Annotated in this window: 21 protein-coding genes; 13 read left to right on the forward strand and 8 right to left on the reverse strand. The window is 69.1% G+C overall.

Features of this window, described 5'->3' with window-relative positions; genetic code table 11:
- Positions 1-70: 70 nt before the first annotated feature.
- From PMI14_RS18675 to PMI14_RS18685, 3 genes are read left to right on the forward strand one after another with little or no spacing between them, the layout of a single operon-like run.
- On the forward strand, positions 71-769 hold the full coding sequence (locus PMI14_RS18675) for a response regulator transcription factor (RefSeq protein ID WP_007856854.1): 699 nt from the start codon (positions 71-73) through the stop codon (positions 767-769).
- Positions 766-2,262 (forward strand): sensor histidine kinase, encoded by a 1,497-nt coding sequence (locus PMI14_RS18680; RefSeq protein WP_007856855.1) that lies wholly within the window; start codon positions 766-768, stop codon positions 2,260-2,262. The genes PMI14_RS18675 and PMI14_RS18680 overlap by 4 nt, the downstream gene beginning before the upstream one ends.
- The gene (locus PMI14_RS18685; protein ID WP_007856856.1) at positions 2,259-2,696 is read left to right on the forward strand and encodes an RNA-binding S4 domain-containing protein; all 438 of its coding nucleotides are present in this window, start codon (positions 2,259-2,261) and stop codon (positions 2,694-2,696) included. The genes PMI14_RS18680 and PMI14_RS18685 overlap by 4 nt, the downstream gene beginning before the upstream one ends.
- A gap of 118 nt (positions 2,697-2,814) precedes the next feature.
- On the opposite strand, the gene PMI14_RS18690 is transcribed toward PMI14_RS18685, so the two are convergent.
- Genes PMI14_RS18690 through PMI14_RS18705 form a run of 4 tightly spaced genes read right to left on the reverse strand, consistent with a single transcriptional unit; the run spans position 2,815 to position 5,964 of the window.
- Positions 2,815-3,462 carry an ATP-binding cassette domain-containing protein gene (locus PMI14_RS18690; protein ID WP_007856860.1) on the reverse strand — a complete coding sequence of 216 codons (648 nt, stop codon included), beginning with the start codon at positions 3,460-3,462 and terminating at the stop codon, positions 2,815-2,817.
- Positions 3,459-4,193 carry an ABC transporter ATP-binding protein gene (locus PMI14_RS18695; RefSeq protein WP_199234345.1) on the reverse strand — a complete coding sequence of 245 codons (735 nt, stop codon included), beginning with the start codon at positions 4,191-4,193 and terminating at the stop codon, positions 3,459-3,461. Before PMI14_RS18695 ends, PMI14_RS18690 begins: the two co-directional genes overlap by 4 nt.
- Positions 4,190-4,933, reverse strand: a complete 744-nt coding sequence (locus PMI14_RS18700) for an ABC transporter ATP-binding protein (protein ID WP_007856862.1) — start codon at positions 4,931-4,933, stop codon at positions 4,190-4,192. The genes PMI14_RS18695 and PMI14_RS18700 overlap by 4 nt, the downstream gene beginning before the upstream one ends.
- A gap of 2 nt (positions 4,934-4,935) precedes the next feature.
- Positions 4,936-5,964, reverse strand: a complete 1,029-nt coding sequence (locus tag PMI14_RS18705) for a branched-chain amino acid ABC transporter permease (protein ID WP_007856863.1) — start codon at positions 5,962-5,964, stop codon at positions 4,936-4,938.
- A gap of 125 nt (positions 5,965-6,089) precedes the next feature.
- Here PMI14_RS18705 and PMI14_RS18710 point away from each other — a divergent pair, with 125 nt between their 5' ends.
- Genes PMI14_RS18710 through PMI14_RS18745 form a run of 8 tightly spaced genes read left to right on the forward strand, consistent with a single transcriptional unit; the run spans position 6,090 to position 14,998 of the window.
- Positions 6,090-6,953, forward strand: coding sequence for a MurR/RpiR family transcriptional regulator (locus PMI14_RS18710; RefSeq protein ID WP_007856864.1), 864 nt, complete (start codon positions 6,090-6,092; stop codon positions 6,951-6,953).
- Positions 6,950-8,890 (forward strand): 5-dehydro-2-deoxygluconokinase, encoded by a 1,941-nt coding sequence (gene iolC / locus PMI14_RS18715; protein WP_007856865.1) that lies wholly within the window; start codon positions 6,950-6,952, stop codon positions 8,888-8,890. Before PMI14_RS18710 ends, iolC begins: the two co-directional genes overlap by 4 nt.
- 16 nt (positions 8,891-8,906) lie before the next feature.
- Complete coding sequence (locus PMI14_RS18720) at positions 8,907-9,812, forward strand: NAD(P)-dependent oxidoreductase (RefSeq protein WP_007856866.1); 906 nt, start codon at positions 8,907-8,909, stop codon at positions 9,810-9,812.
- A 52-nt stretch (positions 9,813-9,864) separates the two neighbouring features.
- On the forward strand, positions 9,865-11,184 hold the full coding sequence (locus tag PMI14_RS18725; protein WP_007856867.1) for an ABC transporter substrate-binding protein: 1,320 nt from the start codon (positions 9,865-9,867) through the stop codon (positions 11,182-11,184).
- Between the two features lie 11 nt (positions 11,185-11,195).
- Positions 11,196-12,485 carry an ABC transporter substrate-binding protein gene (locus PMI14_RS18730; protein ID WP_007856868.1) on the forward strand — a complete coding sequence of 430 codons (1,290 nt, stop codon included), beginning with the start codon at positions 11,196-11,198 and terminating at the stop codon, positions 12,483-12,485.
- 7 nt (positions 12,486-12,492) lie between these two features.
- Positions 12,493-13,422, forward strand: a complete 930-nt coding sequence (locus tag PMI14_RS18735; protein WP_007856869.1) for a branched-chain amino acid ABC transporter permease — start codon at positions 12,493-12,495, stop codon at positions 13,420-13,422.
- Positions 13,415-14,161: an SDR family NAD(P)-dependent oxidoreductase gene (locus tag PMI14_RS18740; protein WP_007856870.1), complete on the forward strand. Its 747-nt coding sequence runs from the start codon at positions 13,415-13,417 to the stop codon at positions 14,159-14,161. The genes PMI14_RS18735 and PMI14_RS18740 overlap by 8 nt, the downstream gene beginning before the upstream one ends.
- A gap of 3 nt (positions 14,162-14,164) precedes the next feature.
- Complete coding sequence (locus PMI14_RS18745; protein ID WP_007856871.1) at positions 14,165-14,998, forward strand: SDR family NAD(P)-dependent oxidoreductase; 834 nt, start codon at positions 14,165-14,167, stop codon at positions 14,996-14,998.
- Positions 14,999-15,012: 14 nt separating this feature from the next.
- On the opposite strand, the gene PMI14_RS18750 is transcribed toward PMI14_RS18745, so the two are convergent.
- Positions 15,013-15,804 carry a hypothetical protein gene (locus PMI14_RS18750; RefSeq protein ID WP_035204537.1) on the reverse strand — a complete coding sequence of 264 codons (792 nt, stop codon included), beginning with the start codon at positions 15,802-15,804 and terminating at the stop codon, positions 15,013-15,015.
- Positions 15,805-15,986: 182 nt separating this feature from the next.
- On the opposite strand from PMI14_RS18750, the gene PMI14_RS18755 reads away from it, so the two are divergent.
- The gene (locus PMI14_RS18755) at positions 15,987-16,835 is read left to right on the forward strand and encodes a hypothetical protein (protein WP_007856873.1); all 849 of its coding nucleotides are present in this window, start codon (positions 15,987-15,989) and stop codon (positions 16,833-16,835) included.
- 9 nt (positions 16,836-16,844) lie between these two features.
- Here the strand turns inward: PMI14_RS18755 and PMI14_RS18760 are convergent, their stop codons facing one another.
- A complete protein-coding gene (locus PMI14_RS18760; RefSeq protein WP_007856874.1) occupies positions 16,845-18,209 on the reverse strand; it encodes a heavy metal sensor histidine kinase in 1,365 nt (454 codons plus the stop codon).
- On the reverse strand, positions 18,206-18,889 hold the full coding sequence (locus tag PMI14_RS18765) for a heavy metal response regulator transcription factor (protein WP_007856875.1): 684 nt from the start codon (positions 18,887-18,889) through the stop codon (positions 18,206-18,208). Before PMI14_RS18765 ends, PMI14_RS18760 begins: the two co-directional genes overlap by 4 nt.
- Before the next feature lie 134 nt (positions 18,890-19,023).
- On the opposite strand from PMI14_RS18765, the gene PMI14_RS18770 reads away from it, so the two are divergent.
- On the forward strand, positions 19,024-19,368 hold the full coding sequence (locus tag PMI14_RS18770; protein ID WP_007856876.1) for a hypothetical protein: 345 nt from the start codon (positions 19,024-19,026) through the stop codon (positions 19,366-19,368).
- 232 nt (positions 19,369-19,600) lie between these two features.
- Here PMI14_RS18770 and PMI14_RS18775 read toward each other — a convergent pair.
- Positions 19,601-20,023: methyl-accepting chemotaxis protein (locus PMI14_RS18775; RefSeq protein WP_007856877.1), on the reverse strand; the 423-nt coding region annotated here is incomplete at its 5' end.

A 20,023-nucleotide genomic window follows, 5' to 3' on the forward strand; every position in this document is an offset into this window, starting at 1 on the left:
CTGCATGCCGCCGGCGCCTGCGGGGAAGACATGAAAGCCGAGAACCGTGCACAGCCCCTCCCACAGTGATATGGTCCCGCGCATGAAATTGCTGCTTGTCGAAGACGATCCCACCATGCAGGCCACGCTGCACCGGGCACTGAGCCGCCGCGGCATGGAGGTGACGCCCGTGGGCGATGGCCGCGCCGCGCTGGCGCAGTGGGCGGCCCAGCCGCCCGATGCGGTGGTGCTGGACCTGACCCTGCCCGGCCTCGACGGCCTGCAGGTGCTGCAGCAGGCGCGCACGCGCGGCCTGCGCACGCCGGTGATCATCCTCACCGCGCGCGGCACCGTGGGCGACCGCATCATGGGCCTGAACTCGGGCGCCGACGACTACCTGCCCAAGCCCTTCGACCTCGACGAACTCGAGGCCCGCCTGCGCGCCCTGGTGCGGCGCAGCGCCGACCCGGTGGCCAGCAATGCCCTGCCGCCCAGCGTGCAGCAGATCGGCGCCATCCGCTACGACACCAACAGCGGCGCCATCTACCTGAACGGCGAGGTGATGGAATTCACCCCGCGCGAGCTGGCGCTGATGCATGCGCTGCTGGCCCAGCCCGGCCATGCGGTGACCAAGGAGCGGCTCTACGAGCTGGTGTTCCCGGGCCAGCTCGACGTGCAGTACGAGGCCATCGAGGTCGTGGTGTACCGGCTGCGCAAGAAGCTCGCGGGCACCGGCCTCACGCTCATGACGCTGCGCGGCCTGGGCTACCTGCTGCGGACGGATGCATGAGGAAGACGCCCCCGGGCGAGCCCCGCACGCCCCCCACGCCACGGCCCCACTCGCTGCGCCGCCGGCTGCTGCTGGGCATCCTGCTGCCGGTGGTGGTGTTCATCACCTACAACACCATCAGCGCCTACCAGCAGACCCTGGCCTCGCTGAACACCGCCTACGACCGCACGCTGCTGGCATCGGCCAAGAGCATCAGCGAGCAGCTGGACGTGACCGGCTACGAGGAGGCGGCGCACCTGCGCGCCATCGTGCCCTACTCGGCGCTCGAGGCCTTCGAGGCGGACAACAAGAGCCGCATGTACTACCGCGTCTCCAACCTGCAGGGCGACCTGATTTCGGGCTTTGACGAGCTGCCGCTGTGGAAGGGCACCATCCCCGCGCGCCCACCCTATGCGGCGCTGGTGGATTTCTACGACGACACCTTCCGCGGCCTGCCGGTGCGCGTGGCCGTGCTGCTGCAGCCGGTGGCCAGCTCCAGCGGGCGCGCCATGGCCGTGATCCAGGTGGCCGAGACGCTGGAGGTGCGCGAGGCGCTGGCGCTGCAGAACCTGCGCAACACCCTGCTGCGCCAGGCCCTGCTGATCGCCGTGATCGGCATCACGGTGGTGCTCGTGGTGCAGCGCGCCACCCAGCCCGTGCGCCAGCTCAGCCAGGAGCTGCAGGCCCGCCAGGAAGGCGACCTGAGCCCCATCACCGCGCCCGCTGCGCCGCGCGAGCTCCAGCCCCTGATCGAAGGCACGAACGAATTCCTGCAGCGCCTGCGCCACCTGCTGCGCCACCAGAAGCGCTTCGTGCGCGACGCCTCGCACCAGCTGCGCACGCCGCTGGCGGTGCTCAAGACCCAGGTGCAGTCGGCCCTGCGCGGCGACATGCCGGCCGAGCAGGCGCTGCACGAGATCCGCGACACCGTGGACCGCGCCACCCAGCTGGCCAACCAGATGCTGGCCCTGGCCAAGGTGGAGCAATTGCGCCAGCAGAGCGCACCGCCCGTGACGCGCTTCGACGAGATCCTGCGGGGCGTGGCGCTCGACATCTCGCCCCTGATCGCCCAGCGCGACCTGGACTTCGGCATCCACACCGATGCCGCACCCATCCAGGCGCACGAGTGGATGCTGCGCGAGCTGACGCGCAACCTGCTGCACAACGCCGTGCGCCACGCCCCGCCGGGCAGCGAACTGTCGGTGGAGCTGCGCACCGATGGCCGCCACGCGGCCCTGACCGTGAGCGACCACGGCCCCGGCATCGACGATGAACTGGCGCTGCGCCTGTTCCAGCCGTTCTCGGCCGGCGACGTGCGCACCGGCAGCGGCCTGGGCCTGGCCATCTGCCAGGAGATCGTGCAGGCGCTCGGCGGCACCATATCGCTGGCCAACCGCACCCAGGCCGGCCGCGTGCTCGGGCTCGATGCCGTGGTGCGGCTGCCACTGTCCACGGCGGCAGACACCACCACCGGCATCGCGGGCATGGCGGACGGGGCACAATCGCCAGGATGACCTCCACCGAGACGATGCGCCTGGACAAGTGGCTCTGGTGCGCCCGCTTTTACAAGACCCGTGGCCTGGCCACCGACGAGATCGGCAAAGGCCGCGTCACCGTCAACGGCCAGGCCGCCAAGCCCGCGCGCGATGTGCGCCCGGGTGACACCGTGGCCCTGCGCCAGGGCCCCGTGGCCCGCACCGTGACCGTGCGCGCCCTGAGCGGCATGCGCGGCCCCGCGCCCGTGGCGCAGCTGCTGTACGAAGAGACCGCCGAGAGCATTGCCGCCCGCGAAGCCGCGGCCGAGCAGCGCCGCCTGGCCCCCGAGCCCGCCGCCACCCTGCAGGAAGGCCGGCCCACCAAGCGCGACCGGCGCGACATCGAGCGCGCCACCGGCCGGGTCGCCGCGCCGGGCTGGGACAGCCGCTGGAGCGCCTCGATCGACGAGTGATACGGATTTGCCTTCAACCGTCTAACGTCGTTGGTTCGCCTTGCCGTGCTACAGCACTGTCTGCGGCTCCCGCCTAGTTATACGATCGAATGCAAATCCGTATGGGCTCCGCCCCACGCTACGCGGCCACGCTCTGCGCGGGCGCCAGCGCGCCCAGGTAGCTGCGCACCGCAGGCTCCCGGGCCAGGGTGTCGAAGTCCGGCGCCTGGCTGACCACGCCCTTGTTCACGAAGAGGAAGCGCTCGCAGCTCTGGCGCAGGATGTCCACGTGGTAGGGCTCGTTCGGGTGCAGGCACAAAAAGACCAGCTTGCCCTTGCCGCGCAGCGTGGCGAAGAAGTCGAGCATGAAGCCGATGTAGCCGTCCTGCGTGTTGAACTGCGGCTCGTCGAACAGGTGCACCAGCGGCGAATCGGTGGCCGCATGCTGCAGCAGGAAGTTGGGCTTGCCGCGCTGAAACGAGCGCACCTGGTAGGACTGGTGGTAGTGGATGGCCAGGCGGTCGCGCTCGCGCGTGCGCACCTGGTGGATGTCCTGGCCGTTCACCAGCACCCGCCCCGCCGTGGGCCGGTTGCTGCCGGTGATCAGCTCGAACAGGGTGGTCTTGCCCGAGCCATTGGGGCCCATCACGCCCACGACCTGCGGGCGATCGACGACGAAGTCGGCCGCCAGCGAGAAGGTGCGCTGGCGGTTCAGCAGGCCACGCGTGTAGTCCTTGGCCAGGCGGTCCACGTGCAAGAGCGGTGCAGCAGCAGCAACCATCGTCATACCCCCAGAAGCTGCATGCGCAGCGCAGCGTTGTCCAGCAGTTCGCGGGCCGGGCCCTCGTGCACGATGCTGCCGCCACCCATCACGTAGGCGCGGTCGGCCACCTGCAGCGCGCTCTGCACGTTCTGCTCCACCACCAGCACGGCAATGCCCTCGCGCTTGAGCCGTGCAATGGTCTTCATCACGTCCTGCACCACCTTGGGCGCCAGGCCCTGGCTGGGTTCGTCGAACAGCACCAGCCCGGGCGATCCCAGCAGCGCGCGCGAGATGGCCACCATCTGCATCTCCCCACCCGAGAGGTTTTCGCACTCGCGGTGCATGAGGTACTCCATGGCGCTGAAGATCTCGAAGCACTCCTTCTCGTTCCAGGCGCGAAAGCGCGTCTTCTTGCGCGCGATGGCCAGGTTTCGCGCCACCGTCAGCGTCGGGAAGATGCGCCGGTCGTCCGGCACCCAGCCGATGCCGCTCCGGGCGATCTCGTGCGTGGCCTCGTGCGTCACATCGCGTCCATCGAAGGCCACGCTGCCGCTTCTCGCGGGCGTGAGGCCCAGGATGGTGCGCAGCGTGGTCGTCTTGCCCGCGCCGTTGGGGCCCAGCAGCGCGACGACCTCGCCCGGGCCGACCTCCAGCGACACGTTGAACAGCACCTGCGTCTCGGCATAGAAGGTGTTCACGCCCTGCAGCGACAGCATGGCCGGTGCCGGTGATGGATGTTGCAGAACCGCGCTCATGCTGCCAGGGCCCCGAGGTTGGAGCGCTGCACCCACTCGTTGTGGCGCAGTTCGGCCGGGGTGCCGCGGGCGATGACCTGGCCCCAGTGGATGACCGACAGCGTGTCGGCCAGGCGAAACAGGAATTGCATGTCGTGCTCGATGATGACGATGGTGAGGTCGCGCTTGAGGCTGGCCACCAGGTCCGCCAGGCGTGCCGTGCCTTCGGCGCCCAGGCCCGCGGTGGGCTCGTCCAGGAACAGCATGCGCGGCTCGGCCGCCAGCGCCACGCCGATCTCCAGCGCCCGGCGCTCGCCGTAGGACAGGCTCTTGGCCGGCGTGCGCTCCTTGCCCTTGAGGCCCACGCGTGCCAGCACGGCGGCGGCCAGGTCCTGCGCGGCGCTGTCGGCGCCCAGGTCGCGCCAGGCGTTGAAACCCTGGCGCCGCACATGGGGCGTTGCCACCAGCACGTTGTCCAGCGCCGAGTCGTCGTTGAACAGGTTCATGATCTGGAACGAGCGCGAGATGCCCTTCTTCGCGATCTCGCGCGGGGCCAGGCCGGTGATGTCCTCGCCGGCAAAGGTCACGCGGCCGCGGTCGGGTTTGAAGCGCCCGGTGAGCACGTTGAAGCAGGTGGTCTTGCCCGCCCCGTTGGGGCCCATGATGCCTGCCAGCTGGCCCTCCTGCACACTGAGCGTGATGTCTTCGAGCACCACCTGGTCACCGAACCGCTTGGACAGTCCTGCAGCTTCGAACAACATGGTCAAGCCTCCTTCTCTTGGATCGTGATCACGGGCGCAGGGCCCTGGGTGGCAGCGGCCCGGGCACGCCGGGCGCGCCAGTCCTGCCACATGCCGGCCACGCCCTCGGGCTTGTAGAGCACCAGCACCATGAACACCAGGCCGTACCACAGCAGCCAGGTCTCGGTGTAGGCGCCCAGCAGGTCGCGCGCCAGGATGAAGAAGGCCGCACCGATCAGCGGCCCCCAGAAGCTCACCAGCCCGCCACCGATCAGCACCATCATCACCACGAAGCCCGAGTTGTGCAGGCTCATCACGTTGGGGTAGGCCGACTGCTGGGCCATGGCGAACATGGCGCCCGCCAGCCCCGCCACGCCGGCCGAGAGCGTGAAGGCCAGCCACTTGTAGAGCCACACGTTGTAGCCGACGAAGGCAGCGCGCGTCTCGTTCTGCTTGATCGCGTTGAGCACGCGCCCGAAGGGCGAATGCACCAGCCGCCAGAGCAGCGCCACCGTGACGGCGAAGACCGCCAGGCAGAAATAGAACAGCGCCTCGTTGCTCTTGAGCGGCAGTGACGCAACGCCCAGCTCCACCGGCAGGCGCTTGATATTGAGCAGTCCGTCCTCCCCGCCGGTGACGGTGTGCCACTTGTTCGCAACAAACCAGAACACTTGCCCGAAGGCGATGGTGAGCAGCGCGTAGTAGATGCCGCGCCGGTGCGAGATGAACAGCCCCACCAGCGCCCCGAGCACCGCCGCCACCAGCACCGCACCCGCCAGGTCAAACCACAGGTTGGCCCACACGCGGTGCTGCAACAGGCCGAAGGCGTAGGCGCCGATGCCGAAGTAGGCCCCATGCCCGAAGGACGGCAGACCCGCCGTGCCCAGGAGCAGGTTGTACCCCAGCGCGAACAGCATCCAAATCATGATTTCCAGCGCCAGGTACTGGTACAGGCCTGCGCCTGCAATCCACAGCGGTGTGGAGAACAGCACCGCAACGGTGATGAGCAGTGGAGCAGGTAGCGGGCTGGCTCGACCCGGAGTGAATTGCATGGCGGGAAAACCCTTGTTCGAATTGGCTTGTGAAAACAGAATGTACGTTCTAATATTCGATCACGCAAGAATTTCTGTTCTAGTAGTTTCCCGATACCCACCACCTCCCAAGCAACGACCGATCCATGGACAGCGCCACCACCTACGACGAGCTCAAGGACGCGATTGCACGCGCCTACCCCGACATGTCCAAGCAGCTGCAGCGCATCGCGCGTTTTGCACTGGAAAAGCCGCAGGACCTGGCGCTGGGCACCGTGGCCGCGCTGGCCGAGGCCACCGAGGTGCAGCCTTCAGCCATGATCCGCTTTGCCAACGCGCTCGGCTACAAGGGCTTCTCCGATATGCAGCAGGTGTTCCGCGGGCACCTGGTGGAACGCTCGGCCACCTACCGCGAACGCATCGACCAGTTGCGCCGCCAGCAGGTCACCGGCCAGCGCGCGCCGGCTGGCGTGCTGCACCAGCTGACCAGCGATTCCATGACCGAGCTGGGGCACCTGGAAGAAGCCGTGCGCGAGGCCGACCTGCGCGCCGCCGTGAAGCTGGTGGCTGCAGCCAGCCGCGTGCACGTGCTGGCCCAGCGGCGCGCCTTCCCCATCGCCTGCTACCTGAGCTATGCGCTCGGCCAGCTCGAGCTCAAGACCCACCTGCTGGACGGTGCCGGCGGCATGCTGGACGAGAACCTGCGCTCCGTCGACAAGAGCGACGTGCTGCTGGTGGCGAGCTTTCGCAGCTATTCGCCCGACGTGGTGCACGCTGCGCAGACCTGCAGCCGCCGCGGCGTGGCGGTGATCGCCATCACCGACGGGCCGCTGTCGCCGCTGGTGGAGCCATCCAAGGTCTGCTTCGAGCTGGCGGACGACTCCTCCAAACCGTTTCGCTCCCTGGTCGCGCCCATGTGCCTGGCACAGGCGCTGGTCATGAGCACCGGCCACCACCTGGCCGAAAAGCCCGCGCCGCAGCAGCGCACCGCACGAAAGACCCGACCATGAAGAATGCACCGCCCCGCCGCTTCGACGTTATCTGCATGGGCCGCGCCGCCGTCGACCTGTACGGCGAGCAGATCGGCGGCCGGTTGGAGGACATGCAGACCTTCAGCAAGTACCTGGGCGGCTCGCCCGCCAACACCGCCGTGGGCGTGGCACGGCTGGGTCTCAAGCCCGCCATGCTGACCCGCGTGGGCGACGAGCACCATGGCCGTTTCGTGCGCGAAGCCCTGGCCGCCGAGGGCGTGGACACCAGCCATGTATTCACCGACCCCCGGCGCCTGACGGGGCTGGTCTTCCTGGGCATCCAGGACCGCGAGACTTTTCCGCTGGTGTTCTACCGCGACCACTGCGCCGACATGGCGCTCACGGCCGGGGATGTGCATGGCGATTTCATCGGCTCTGCCACGGCACTGCTGCTGTCCGGCACCCACCTGTCGCAGCCCGGGACCTATGAGGCCTGCCGCTCTGCCATGGCACTGGCGCGCGAGCGCGGCACGCGCACCGTGCTCGACATCGACTACCGGCCCGTGCTGTGGGGCCTGACCAGCCCCGGCATGGGCGAGCAGCGCTTCGTGGCGGACGACAATGTCACGGCGCACCTGCAGGGCGTGATCACCGACTGCGACCTGGTGGTGGGTACCGAAGAGGAGATCCACATCGCCGCTGGCAGCACCGACACCTTGCAGGCACTGCGCCGGCTGCGCGCGCTGACGCCGGCGCTGCTGGTCGTCAAGCGCGGGCCCATGGGCTGCGTGGCCTTCGAAGGCGCCATTCCCGACAGCCTCGAGGACGGGCTCAAGGGCCCGGGCTTCCCCGTGGAAGTGTTCAACGTGCTGGGTGCGGGCGATGCCTTCATGGCCGGCTTTCTGCGCGGCTGGCTCAAGAACGAACCGCTGTCCCAGTGCTGCGCCTGGGCAAACGCCTGCGGCGCCATCGTGGTGTCGCGCCACGGCTGCTCGCCGGCCATGGCCAGTTGGGAAGAGCTGCAGCACTTCCTGCAGCACGGCTCCCCCACGCGCCGCCTGCGCGAAGACCCGGTGCTCGAGCACCTGCACCGCAGCACCACGCGCACGCGCCGCTGGAGCGAGCTGGTGGTGCTGGCCTTCGACCACCGTTCGCAGATCGAAGAAATCGCCGCACGCCACGGGCAGGGCGAAGCCCGCATCCGCACCTTCAAGCAACTGGTGGCCCAGGGGGCGCGCAACGGTGCAGGCACGCACGTGGGTGCCGGTGTGCTGCTCGATGGGCGCTTTGGCGAGGACGTGCTGCCCTCGCTCACCGGCAAGGGCTGGTGGGTGGGTCGGCCGGTGGAGCTGCCGGGCTCGCGCCCGCTGGCCTTCGAGGCCGGGGAGCACCTGGCCATCGCAATGCGCAGCTGGCCCGCCGAGCACGTGGCCAAGTGCCTGCTCTACTGGCACCCCGACGACACCCAGGAGCTGCGCCAGGCACAGATCGCCCGGCTGCTGGAGCTCCAGGCGGCCAGCCATGCCACCCAGCACGAGTTCCTGATCGAGTCGATACCGCCGCGCGAGATGAAGCGCGATGCATCCACGCTGAGCCGGACGCTGGAACAGATGTACGCGGCCGGCCTGCGCCCGGAGTGGTGGAAGCTGCCCCCCGCCGAGAGCGATGCCGAGTGGGAGGAGATCAGCCGCACCATCGCTCGCAACGACCCGCACTGCCGCGGCGTGCTGATGCTGGGCCTCGAAGCCAGCGAAGAAACACTCTCCCGCAGTTTTCGCATCGCCGCCGCGCACCCGGTTTGCCGGGGCTTCGCGGTGGGCCGCACGATTTTTGCCGAGGCCGCGGACCGCTGGTTCGCGGGCCAGATCAGCGACGCCCAGGTGATCGACGACATCGCCAGCCGCTATGCCCGCCTGGTCGTCCTGTGGGACGAAGCCCGGGCGGGCATGTCCGAGGTCGTGAGCGCCATTTTTTGACGAAAGAGACACACACATGAATACACCGAACATCGGCTTCATCGGCATCGGCATGATGGGCCACGGCATGGCGAAGAACCTGCTGGCCAAGGGCTACGCGCTGACCTTCAAGGCCAACCGCAACCGCACCAACCTGGCGGACCTGCTGGAGGCCGGGGCCCGTGAGGCCACGAGCAATGCCGACTGCGCCCGCCAGAGCGACATCGTCTTCGTGTGCGTGACCGGCTCGCCCCAGGTCGAGGAGATCGTCTACGGCAAGGACGGGCTGCTGGAGGCCGCCCGGCCCGGCCTGCTGGTGGTGGACACCTCCACTGCCGAGCCCGAATCGAGTGCGCGCATCCGTGCCGACCTGCTGGCACGCGGCGTGAAACTCATCGACGCACCGCTGGCGCGCACACCCAAGGAGGCCGAGGAAGGCCGGCTGAACACCATGGTGGGCGCCGATGCCGAGGACTTCGCCACGCTGGAGCCGGTGCTCAAGGCCTTCTGCGAGAACATCTTCCACGTCGGGCCACCGGGCCATGGCCATGTGCTCAAGCTCGTGAACAACATGATGGCCATGAGCTTCGCCGCCTGCATCGCCGAGGCCTTCGCCGTGGCGGCCAAGTCGGGGCTGGACCTGAACAAGCTGTACAGCGTGGTCACGGCCGGCGGCGTGAACTGCGGCATCTTCCAGATGATGACCAAGGAGACGCTGCAGAACGGCGACGTCACGGGCTTCAAGTTCGGCATCTCCAACGCGCGCAAGGACCTGCGCTACTACACCCATCTGGCCGAGATGCTGCCCGTGGCCAGCTTCATGGGCGAGGCCGCGCACCAGAGCTTCGTGCAGGCCGTGAACCTGGGCTTCGGCGACAAGCTGATCGCCTCGCTGTTCGAGGCCCAGGAGAAGGTCAACGCCGTGGCCATCGTTCCCCGCTGATTCGATCCCCGCAAGACACACAACAGGCACCCGCCACCCGAAGGAGACAACCATGAGCGATTCCAAGGACAGCATTTCATCGCGCCGCTCGCTGCTCAAGCAGTCGGCCCTGGCCCTCGCGGGGGCCGGCCTGTACGGCGCGGCCCCCTTCTACGGGCCGTGGAAGCACCACCACGCCTGGGCACAGACGGCGCAGAAAAAGCCGCTGGTCATCGGCCTGACGATGGACGCCTCGGGCCTGTACGCGGCCTCGGGCGGCGAGGAGCGGCTGGGCGCGATGATGGCCATCAAGGAGTTCAACGACCGGGGCGGTGTGCTGGGCCGGCGCATCGAGGCCATCCACATGGACACCGAGACCACGCCGGCCACGGGCTCGCGCATCGCCGAGCGCATGATCACGCGCAACGACGCGGCCTTCCTCATCGGCGCGGTGCACTCGGGCGTGTCCAACGCCATCTCGCAGGTGGCGCAGAAGTACGGCACGGTGTTCCTCAACACCAATTCGAGCTCGCCCACCGAGGCCGGCAAGGACTGCCACCGCACCAAGTTCGTGTGGGACGGCAACGGCACCAATTTCTCCAACGCCATCGTCAAGAACGCCATCAAGGCCAGTGGCCGCAACTGGGTGCTGCTGACCAACGATTACGTCTGGGGCCACAGCACGGCCAAGGCCACACGCGCCGCGGTGGAGGCCAACGGCGGGCGCATCATCGAAGAGCTGATGGTGCCGCAGAACACGCGCGACTTCTCGGCCTACCTGCTCAAGCTGCAGCAGCTCAAGCCCCAGGTGGTGGCCACCGCGGTGGGCGGCGACGACATCAAGGCGCTGCGCCAGCAGGTGGTGCAGCTGAAGATGAACACCAGCATGGCCTGGATCAACAACCAGCAGGACTGGCCCGACGTATACGGCCTGGGGCCGGATGCGATCTTCGGCGTGTTCGGCACCACCTGGTACTACCGACTGAACCTGCCGGGCGTGCGCGAGTTCGTGGCCGCCTACCAGAAGCAGTTCCCGGGCATGGCCATCCGCGTGCCGGGCAACGTGTACCACAACGCCTACATGGCCACGCGCGAGCTGTTGCGCTGCGTGGAAGAGGCCGGCACCACCAACAACATCGCCATCATCAAGAAGCTCGAGGGCCGCAAGATGGCGGCTGCCGACCGGCTGCAGCACTTCGACGCCTGGATGGACCCGGTGACGCACCAGTGCCAGCAGACCATCTACATGGCCAGCTACAACGACCAGCCGGCCGAGAAGGACGACATCTTCAAGATCCTCTCGCAGATCGAACCCCAGGAGGTGGTGGACAAGGATGCGGCCGGCACCTGCAAGCTCGAGAGCTACGAGGCCACACCCAGCTACGAGGCCTGAGTCCGCACGCCATGAGCAGCAGTAGCAGCATCACCCGGCGGCGGCTGGTCCGCGGCGCGGCAGCGGCCGTGCTCGGCGCCACGGGGCCGTGGCAGGTCCACCACGCCTGGGCCCAGGCGCGCGGCAAGAAGCCGCTCCTGCTCGGCCTGACCACCGACGACACCGGCCAGTACGGAGCCAGCGGGCAGGACGAGCAGCGCGGCATCCTGATGGCAGTGCACGAGGCCAACGAGCGCGGCGGCGTGTTGGGCCACCGCATCGAGACGGTGCATGCCGACACCGGCGGTGACGCCGCGAAGGCCGCGGCCGTGGCCCGCCACATGATCGCGCAGCAGGAGTGCGCCTTTCTCATCGGCGCCGTGCATTCCGGCGCCGCCAGCGCGATCTCGACCGTGGCCCAGCAGCACGGCTGCATCTACTTCAACACCAATTCGAGTTCGCCCACCGAGGCCGGCAAGGACTGCCACCGCACCAAGTTCGTCTGGGACGGCAACGGCACCAACTTCTCCACCTCCATCGTGCGCGGCGCCATGACCGGCTTTGGCCGCGAGTGGGCACTGATCATCAGCGACTATGCCTGGGGCCACAACACCGCCAAGGGCATCCGCGCCATCGTCGAAGGCAACGGCGGCACCGTCGTGCAAGAGCTGGTCGTGCCCCAGAACACGCGCGATTTCTCGGCCCAGCTGGAGCGCATCCGCCAGGTCAAGCCCGGCGTGATCGCGACGGCCGTGGGCGGCGACGATGTCAAGGCCCTGCGCGAGCAGGTTCGCAGCGCCCGCATGGACCGCGCCTTCGGCTGGATCAACAACCAGCAGGACTGGCCCGACGTGTACAGCGCGGGGCCCGAGGCGCTGTTCGGCATCTTCGGCACCACCTGGTACTGGGGCATGCGCCTGGCCGGCATCGCCGACTTCAACGCCCGCTACGAGAAGGCCAACCCCGGCTACCGCATCCGCAAGCCGGGCAATGTCTTCTACAACGGCTACATGGCCACGCGCGAGCTGCTGCGGGCCATCGAGCGGGTGGGCGGCACGAACAACATCCGGCTCATCAAGGAGCTGGAGGCGCTGCGCATCCCCGCGGCGCAGCGCATGCAGCACTACGACGCCTGGATGAACCCCGCAACGCACCAGCTGCAGCAGACCATCTACATGGCCGCCAACAACACCCAGCCGCGCGAACCGGACGACACCTTCCGCATCCTGGGCCAGCAGCGGCCCGAGGAAGTGCAAGACCGCGACAGCCTGCGCACCTGCCAACTCGAGTCGTACGCAGCGACTCCCACCTACGAACCCTAGGACCTCCATGGACTGGCTTTTTCAATTGCTGCCGCACCTGGTCAACGGCATCTCGCTGGGGCTGCTGTTCGCGCTGATCGCGCTGGGCTTCATGCTCATCGTCGGGGTCATGGAGACCATCAACCTGGCGCACGGCTCGCTGTTCGCTTTGGGCATGTACGTGGCGCTGTTCTTCGTCTCGCCCCAGCTGGGCTGGTTCCCGGGCCTGCAGGCCTGGTACATGGCCCTGCCGATCGAGACGCGCTACCTGGTGGCGCTGCTGCTGGCGCCGGTGTTCGTGGGCCTGTTCGGCATGCTGCTGGAGCTGTGCATGCGCCGCACCTACGGGCGCGACCCGCTGTACGGGCTGCTGCTGACCTTTGGCGCGGCGCTGGTGATCGAGGAGACCATCCGCCTGGTGTGGGGCTCCAACGAGAAGCAGCTGGCCCTGCCCGCCGCGATCTCGGGCGCATTCCTGCTCGGCGACCTGATCTACTCGAAGTACCGCTTCTTCGCCAGCGGCTTCGCAGTGCTGATGATCCTGGCGCTGTGGCTGTTTCTGGAGCGCACGCCCTACGGCGCCATCATCAAGGCCGGCGCGCACGACAGCGAGATGGTGCGCGCGCTGGGCATCAACCTCAAGCGCCTGCGGCTCCTGGTGTTCGGCATCGGCGTGGGCCTGGCGGCGATTGCCGGGGTGGTGATGGCGCCCATCTGGGGCATCCGCCCGCATGTGGGGGTGGACGCGGTGGTGCCCGCATTCCTGATCATCGTGCTGGGCGGCGTGGGCTCGCTCTGGGGGGCCGTGATCGCCGGCCTCATGGTGGGCATGGTCGTGGGGCTGACCGGGGCGTATGCTTCGGAATGGTCGCTGATGTCCATGTACCTGTTGTTCATTGCCGTGGTGACCTTCCGCTCCCGTGGCCTGTTCGGAAAGAAGAGTGTGCTGGATGTCTGAACCCCTGAAAGACAAGGTGGCCATCGTCACCGGTGCCGCGGGCACCATGGGCCTGGCGGCCGTGAAGGTGCTGCTCGAAGACGGCTGCAAGGTGGCCCTGGTGGACGTGAACGAGAAACGCACGGCCGAGCTGGCCACCGCGCTGGGCCCGCGCGCCCTGCCCTTCGCCTTCGACATCAGCGATGCAGCCGCCGTGCAGGCCGGCCATGCCGCCATCGAACGCGCGCTGGGGCCGGTGGACATCCTGCTCAACAACGCTGGCGTGCTCTCCAACAACAAGGCCGAGGCCACCAGCCCCGCCGAGTGGCGCCATGTGTTGGGCGCCAACCTCGATGGCGCCTTCTACCTGGCGCAGTGCGTGGTGCCCGCCATGAAGGCGCAGCGCTTCGGCCGCATCATCAACACCTGCTCGCTGGCCGCCAAGACCGGCGGGCTCACGGCGGGCACGGCGTACTCGGTGTCGAAGGGGGCCATGACCTCGCTGACGTTTTCACTCGCGCGCGAGCTGGCGCCCTTCGGCGTCACGGCCAACGGCATTTCTCCCGCCTACGTGAAGACGCCCATGATCACCGAGCAGCTCGACGAGGAGCAGCGCCAGAAGCTGCTGCGCGATATCCCCGTGGGGCGCTTTTGCGAGCCCGAGGAGTTTGCCCACGTGGTGCGCTTCCTCGCATCGCCGCTGGCCGGCTTCATCACCGGGGAGATCGTCGATCTCAACGGTGGCCTGCTGATGGACTGACGCATGGCAGCCAACGACACGGCGGACCAGGGCATCACGCCGCGCATCGCCTTCACGCAAGAGCTTTCGGGCCTGTTCGACCTGGCCGGCAAGGTGGCCTATGTGCCGGGCGGCTACGGCGGCATCGGCGAGGCCATCGCCTGGGCGCTGGCCCTGGCCGGTGCGAAGGTGGCCATCTCGGGCCGCGATGCTGCGCGCGCGCAGGCCCTGGCCGGCGAGCTGCAGGCCGCAGGCCACCAGGCCCTGGGCCTGGCCATGGACGCGCACTCCGTGCAGGACATCCGCGAGAGCGTGGACGCCGTGGCCACGCACTTCGGGCGGCTGGACATCCTCGCCAACTGCGTGGGCATGCAGCGCGAGGAATCGCTGCTGGAAGTCACCGAGGAGGCCTTCGACGAGGTGATGCAGGTGAACCTCAAGTCCGCCATGTTCCTCGCCCAGGCCGTGGCGCGCCATCAGATCGCGGGCGGCCAGGGTGGCAGCCAGGTGCATCTGCTGTCGGTGCGCGCGCAACTGGGGCTGCGCGGCCGGGGCTATTCGGCCTATTGCGCGAGCAAGGGCGCCCTCACCCTGCTGATACGCCAGCATGCGAGCGAACTGGCGCCACACGCCATCACGGTCAACGGCATCGCCCCCACCGTGGTGCGCACCGAGATGGCCCGCCACTGGCTGGAGAACCCCGAAACCCGCGCCCAGGTGCTGGGCCGCATACCCCTGGGCCGCGTGGCCGACCCCAAGGACGTGGCTGGCGCGGCCGTGTTCTTCACCAGTCCCGCAGCCGCGTTCGTCACCGGGCAGGTGTTGTACATCGATGGGGGCATTACGGCGAGCCAGTAGGCTGCAGCCGGCGCTTAGAGATATTTGCTGCGGACCATCTCGATGGTCTGCGAGCACAGCGAGGGGTCGCTGTCGGACAGGGAAGGCAGCTCCACGCATGTGGACAGGGGCATGCGGAAGGCATCGCTGCGGCTCTGGTCCTCCACCACCATGCTGCCGTCTTCCGTGCGCACGTGGTAGCGCGTGCGAAACGACCGGGTGGGCGGCCGGTCCATCGCCGAGCCGGCCACGGCACCGAGCACGCCGGCCAGCACCTGCACGCCGGCCGAGTAGTTGTTGCCGGGGCGAAACGCCCGGTCGATGTAGGCGGCCTGGCCCAGCATGGCACCCGTGTAGGCCCCGCCCGAGGTACCGGGCGTGGATTCGTCCACCGTCTGGGCATCGGCAATCCAGCCATACCGTCCAGCATGCAGCAGCTCGACGCGCCACTTCGCAGCGATGGCCAGGCGCTCGTCCTCGGTCAGGCCGGCCCAGATGGCCGGCTTGATGCGGGCGACGCGCTTCGCGGACTCGGGCACCGGCCCCCGGTAGACCGGGTCGAAGGGCTCTGCCGATACGGGCACCGTGGGCGCGTAGCTGAGCGCACGCTCGGTCTGCCGCACCGACTGGTTGAGCGCCAGGATCTCGCTGCCCAGCAGGTCCGCGTCGGCGGCCGTGGGGTCCGCCGTGAGGCGGGCCCGCAGCAGGGCACGGCGGGCGACAGCATCTTCCAGCTGGTTTTCCAGCCCTTCCCACATCCTGGCCGGCGGCGCAGCCCAGGCCACGGGGCACAGGCCCAGGCACACTGCCCAGCACCAGCCCGCCATACCGTATCGCCGCATCCCGCTCCCTCGCATACCTGCCTCGCTTTGCCCCACGCCACCTGCGGCGCGGTGGCACCCATCATACAAACCCCGGCCGTGGCGGGCGAGGCTGCAGTGGCCCCTAGAATCCAGCACCGGTGTGCCTGCCCTCTGGCGGCCCGGGACCACGCGGACACGAAACGCCCATGCACCACCACGCCCTCTGGCGCAGCACCCTCCTTCTGGCCCTGGCCGCAGCCACCACCTTGGCAACCGCGCAGCCATCGGACCTGCTGCTGGAAGCCTGCAACCGGCTGCCCGACGCGAAGAAGCGGCTGGCCTGCTTCAAGGAAGCCACCCGACAGCCCGCGGCGGCACCGGCCTCTGCACCACCGGCAGCCGCACCCTCCGCCCCGACTGCGGCAGCAACCGCGGCGCCTTCACCTTCACCTTCACCTTCACCTGCGGCTGAAGCCGCCAGCCAACTGCCGCCGCTGGCCCTGGCCGAAGCGGTGCGGATGTGCACACGGCTGATCACCGTTGCCCAGGGGCGCGAGGCCGAGGCGGCGGAAAGCGCCGGGACCGCCTCCGCCAGCGAGATGTCCGTGGCCTGGCCGGCCCTGCCCGGCAAGCAGCCGGTGTACTGCAACCTGAGCCGGGCAGAACACCGCATCACCTCCATCACCAGCAACGGCAAGGTGGCCAGCGGCTCCCTGCTCGAGGGCCTGCAAGCGAGGGCCGCACAGCGCGAGGACATCCAGGCCGGCAACTACGCACGCTTCCTCGCCAGCGCCAAGGAGGCCCTCAGGGCACGCATCCCGGCGCCAGAGGCCGCTCAGTACCGCAAGCTGTTCGTGAGCGCCGGCCCCCTGCACGTGCTGTGCGGCGAGGTCGATGCACGCCGCATGTCCGGCGCGCAGGAGGGCTTCCAGCGCTTCTACGTGTCCGGCGATCCGCCGTTCCTCGCCATCGACAGCCGAAAGACCGCACGGGTGTTCGAGGCCACCTGGGCATCCGTGTGCACGCACAAGGTGGCGGACATCCCCAGCTTTTGACGCACCGCCTCAGCCGGATGCCAGCTCCAGCCCGATGCGCGTGACGCCCCCCACCGACGTGGCCAGCGTGCGCCCACCATGCATGCGCGCGATCGCGTCGGTGATGGCCAGGCCCAGGCCATGGTTGGCCTGGCTGTGGCTGCGCGCAGGGTCGGCGCGGTAGAAGCGGTCGAACAGGCGCGCCAGCACCTCGGGCTCGACCCTGGGCCCCAGGTTCTCCACCACCAGTTCCACTGCGCCATCGGGCAAGCGCGCTATGCAGACGCGCACCATGCTGCCGTGCAGCGCGTAGCGCGTGGCATTGCCGATCAGGTTGGACAGGGCGCGGTGCAGCAGCGGCACGTCGAAGTCGCCCGCGGCATCGCCCACGACCTGCAGCGCGAGCCCCGCCTCCTGCAGCGCCGCCTCGTGGTAGTCGGCCACCTGCGCGGCGACGGCCGCGAGGCTGGCCACCGGCGCGCGGCGCGCGCGTGCGCCCCGGTCGGCCTGCGACAGGAACAGCATGTCGCTCACGATGCCGGTGAGGCGCTGCAGCTCCTCGAGGTTGGAGGACAGCACCTCGGCCACCTCACCCGCCTCGCTCGCCTCCCGGCCGCCCCGCCCCAGCGAGCGCAGCGCCAGCTCGTTGTTGGCCAGCAGCGTGGCCAGTGGCGTGCACAGCTCGTGCGCCACATCGGCGTTGAAGCCTTCCATCTGGGCATAGGCCTTCTCCAGCCGGCCCAGCAGCGCGTTGAACTGCCCGACCAGCGGCTGCAGCTCGGCCGGCTGGCCGGTGCCGTCGAGCCGCTGGTGCAGCGTGCGGGCCGAGAGCTCCCGCGTCTGTGCCGCCATCTGGCGCACCGGCGCCAGGCCCAGGTGCACCAGCACGAAGCCGCCGAGCGACACCACCACGGTGCCGGCCAGCGCTGCCAGCGCGAGCGTGATGGCCAGGCGGTGCAGCAGTGCCTGGTCGGGCTGCACGTCGATGCGCAGCAACACCTGCAGCGGGGCCCCGGCTGCGCGCGCCACCTCGAAGCGCAGTTCGCGCGAGGCGGCGAGCGGGGCCGCGCCGGGCGCGGTGGGGTACATCCGCTGTCCATCGGTGGTGGTGACCTGCAGGCGGAAGTTCTCGTGCCCGGCCAGAAAATCGTCGAGCGCATGGCGGCCCTGGGCCGTGGCACCGGGGTGCCCTTCTTCGCCGGCCAGCAGGTGCCGCAGGATGCCCTCCTTCTGCCGCAGCGCATCGTCCTGCCGCGCCCCGAAGCCCGCCGCCGTGACCAGGTAGACCACCAGGCACACGGCGCCCAGCCCGGCCAAGCTCTGCACCGCCAGCCACCACGACAGCCGGCTGCGCAGCGAGCGCGGCGGCGGCAGCACCAGCGCGCCATGCGTCATGGCGCGCGCGCCTCCAGCACATAGCCCATGCCGCGGATGGTGTGCAGCAGCGGTGCCGGGAACGGCACATCCATCTTGCTGCGCAGCCTGCGCACGGCCACCTCGACCACGTTGGTCTCGCTGTCGAAGTTCATGTCCCAGACCTGCGAGGCGATCTCGGTGCGCGACAGCACCTCGCCCTGGCGCCGCAGGAACAGCGTGAGCAGGAGGAACTCCTGCGCCGTCAGGTCCAGCCGCTGGCCGGCACGCGTGGCCTTGCGGCGCAGCAGGTCGAGCTCCAGGTCGGCCAGTTGCAGCAGGGCCTGGGCCGCTGGCACGCCGGCCGGGCCGCGCCGCGTGATGGCCTCGATGCGCGCCACCAGCTCCGAAAACGCGAAGGGCTTGACCAGGTAGTCGTCCGCCCCGGTCTGCAGGCCGCGCACGCGGTCGTCCACGCCGACGCGGGCGGTCAGCATGAGCACGGGGGTCTGGCGCGTTTTGCGCAGCGCGGCCAGCATGCTCAGGCCGTCGATGCCCGGGAGCATCACATCCAGCACCAGCACCGCATGGTCGCCCTCCAGCGCCAGGTGCAGGCCATCGACGCCATCGTGCGCGACGTCGACCACATGGCCCGCCTCGGTGAGCCCCTTGCGCAGGTACTGCGCGAGCTTGACCTCGTCCTCGATGAGCAGGATTTTCATGCCCGGATTGTCGAAGAACCGAGCCCGGGCGCAGATTACAAATTCGTCATCTGCGCGTGGGGGTTTGGACGGTGGCGGCTTCCTACAGTGAGGCCATCCATCCACCCAAGCAACCCACCGAAAGGACCCACCCCATGACCATGACCACCGCACGCAACGCCCTCTTCCTGTCGCTGGCCGCCCTGGCCATCACCGCCCCCGCTCAGGCCTCGGCCGTGTACCACGCTGCCGGCGGCGAGATCGGCTACACCCAGCACCCCGACCACCAGCCGGCCAGCAGCCGCCAGCGCAGCGAAGTGCTCGGCGAGATCGAGGCCGCCCGCAAGGACGGCACCCTGGCCCTGCTCTCGCGCGGCATCGCACTGCCGCTGAAGGCGACCGGCACGGCGAAGACGCGCGAGCAGGTCCAGGGCGAGTTCCTGGGCATGGACGATGCCGAGAAGCGCCGCCTGCAGGAGATGCATGGCGCGGGCGGCTGAGCCAGAATCGCACGCCGCCGGTGATGCCATCCCAGCGCTCGGTGATGGCTACGCCGTTGCGGATGTCCACGTAGGGGTACTTCTGGTCAGCGCATGTCTGGTGCAGCAACTCGGCTACCGCGGCCAGCGTGCAGATGGCCGCGATCTGCCTCACCTTGGCGGGCAGGGCGACAGGGTCTGCGGGGTCGCTGCCGCCCAGGCTGTACAGCACGGCCCCGGCATCGCACCGGTGTCAGTGCAGCAGCAGTTGCGGCTGCTGCCCGCTGCCGTCGATCTTGAACACCGAGACCGACTTCACCAGGTCGTCGGCCTGGGTGCGCAGGCTGGATGCGGCGGCCGCCATCTCTTCCACCAGCGCCGCATTCTGCTGCGTGGCCTGGTCCATCAGCGTGACGGCCTCGCCGACCTGCGACACGCCCGAGCTCTGCTCCGAGCTTGCGGCGCTGATCTCGCCCATGAGGCGCGTCACGCTGCCGATGCTGGCCACCACCTCGCCCATGGTGGTGCCGGCCTTGTCCACCAGGGCCGTGCCATGCTCCACGCGGCCCACGCTCTCGGTGATGAGCTGTTTGATCTCCTTGGCCGCCTGGGCGCTGCGCTGGGCCAGGGTGCGCACCTCGCCGGCCACCACCGCAACGCCGCGCCCCTGGTCGCC

Origin of the sequence: Acidovorax sp. CF316 (genome assembly GCF_000276605.1) — a bacterium.
Classification (GTDB): Bacteria; Pseudomonadota; Gammaproteobacteria; order Burkholderiales; family Burkholderiaceae_C; genus Acidovorax.

Excerpts from the sequence above, each read along its gene's own strand:
- PMI14_RS18675 (WP_007856854.1), top strand. The coding sequence starts at position 71 with ATGGTCCCGCGCATGAAATTGCTGCTTGTCGAAGACGATCCCACCATG.
- PMI14_RS18680 (WP_007856855.1), top strand. The coding sequence starts at position 766 with ATGAGGAAGACGCCCCCGGGCGAGCCCCGCACGCCCCCCACGCCACGG.
- PMI14_RS18685 (WP_007856856.1), top strand. The coding sequence starts at position 2,259 with ATGACCTCCACCGAGACGATGCGCCTGGACAAGTGGCTCTGGTGCGCC.
- PMI14_RS18690 (WP_007856860.1), bottom strand. The coding sequence starts at position 3,462 with ATGACGATGGTTGCTGCTGCTGCACCGCTCTTGCACGTGGACCGCCTG.
- PMI14_RS18695 (WP_199234345.1), bottom strand. The coding sequence starts at position 4,193 with ATGAGCGCGGTTCTGCAACATCCATCACCGGCACCGGCCATGCTGTCG.
- PMI14_RS18700 (WP_007856862.1), bottom strand. The coding sequence starts at position 4,933 with ATGTTGTTCGAAGCTGCAGGACTGTCCAAGCGGTTCGGTGACCAGGTG.
- PMI14_RS18705 (WP_007856863.1), bottom strand. The coding sequence starts at position 5,964 with ATGCAATTCACTCCGGGTCGAGCCAGCCCGCTACCTGCTCCACTGCTC.
- PMI14_RS18710 (WP_007856864.1), top strand. The coding sequence starts at position 6,090 with ATGGACAGCGCCACCACCTACGACGAGCTCAAGGACGCGATTGCACGC.
- iolC (WP_007856865.1), top strand. The coding sequence starts at position 6,950 with ATGAAGAATGCACCGCCCCGCCGCTTCGACGTTATCTGCATGGGCCGC.
- PMI14_RS18720 (WP_007856866.1), top strand. The coding sequence starts at position 8,907 with ATGAATACACCGAACATCGGCTTCATCGGCATCGGCATGATGGGCCAC.
- PMI14_RS18725 (WP_007856867.1), top strand. The coding sequence starts at position 9,865 with ATGAGCGATTCCAAGGACAGCATTTCATCGCGCCGCTCGCTGCTCAAG.
- PMI14_RS18730 (WP_007856868.1), top strand. The coding sequence starts at position 11,196 with ATGAGCAGCAGTAGCAGCATCACCCGGCGGCGGCTGGTCCGCGGCGCG.
- PMI14_RS18735 (WP_007856869.1), top strand. The coding sequence starts at position 12,493 with ATGGACTGGCTTTTTCAATTGCTGCCGCACCTGGTCAACGGCATCTCG.
- PMI14_RS18740 (WP_007856870.1), top strand. The coding sequence starts at position 13,415 with ATGTCTGAACCCCTGAAAGACAAGGTGGCCATCGTCACCGGTGCCGCG.
- PMI14_RS18745 (WP_007856871.1), top strand. The coding sequence starts at position 14,165 with ATGGCAGCCAACGACACGGCGGACCAGGGCATCACGCCGCGCATCGCC.
- PMI14_RS18750 (WP_035204537.1), bottom strand. The coding sequence starts at position 15,804 with ATGGCGGGCTGGTGCTGGGCAGTGTGCCTGGGCCTGTGCCCCGTGGCC.
- PMI14_RS18755 (WP_007856873.1), top strand. The coding sequence starts at position 15,987 with ATGCACCACCACGCCCTCTGGCGCAGCACCCTCCTTCTGGCCCTGGCC.
- PMI14_RS18760 (WP_007856874.1), bottom strand. The coding sequence starts at position 18,209 with ATGACGCATGGCGCGCTGGTGCTGCCGCCGCCGCGCTCGCTGCGCAGC.
- PMI14_RS18765 (WP_007856875.1), bottom strand. The coding sequence starts at position 18,889 with ATGAAAATCCTGCTCATCGAGGACGAGGTCAAGCTCGCGCAGTACCTG.
- PMI14_RS18770 (WP_007856876.1), top strand. The coding sequence starts at position 19,024 with ATGACCATGACCACCGCACGCAACGCCCTCTTCCTGTCGCTGGCCGCC.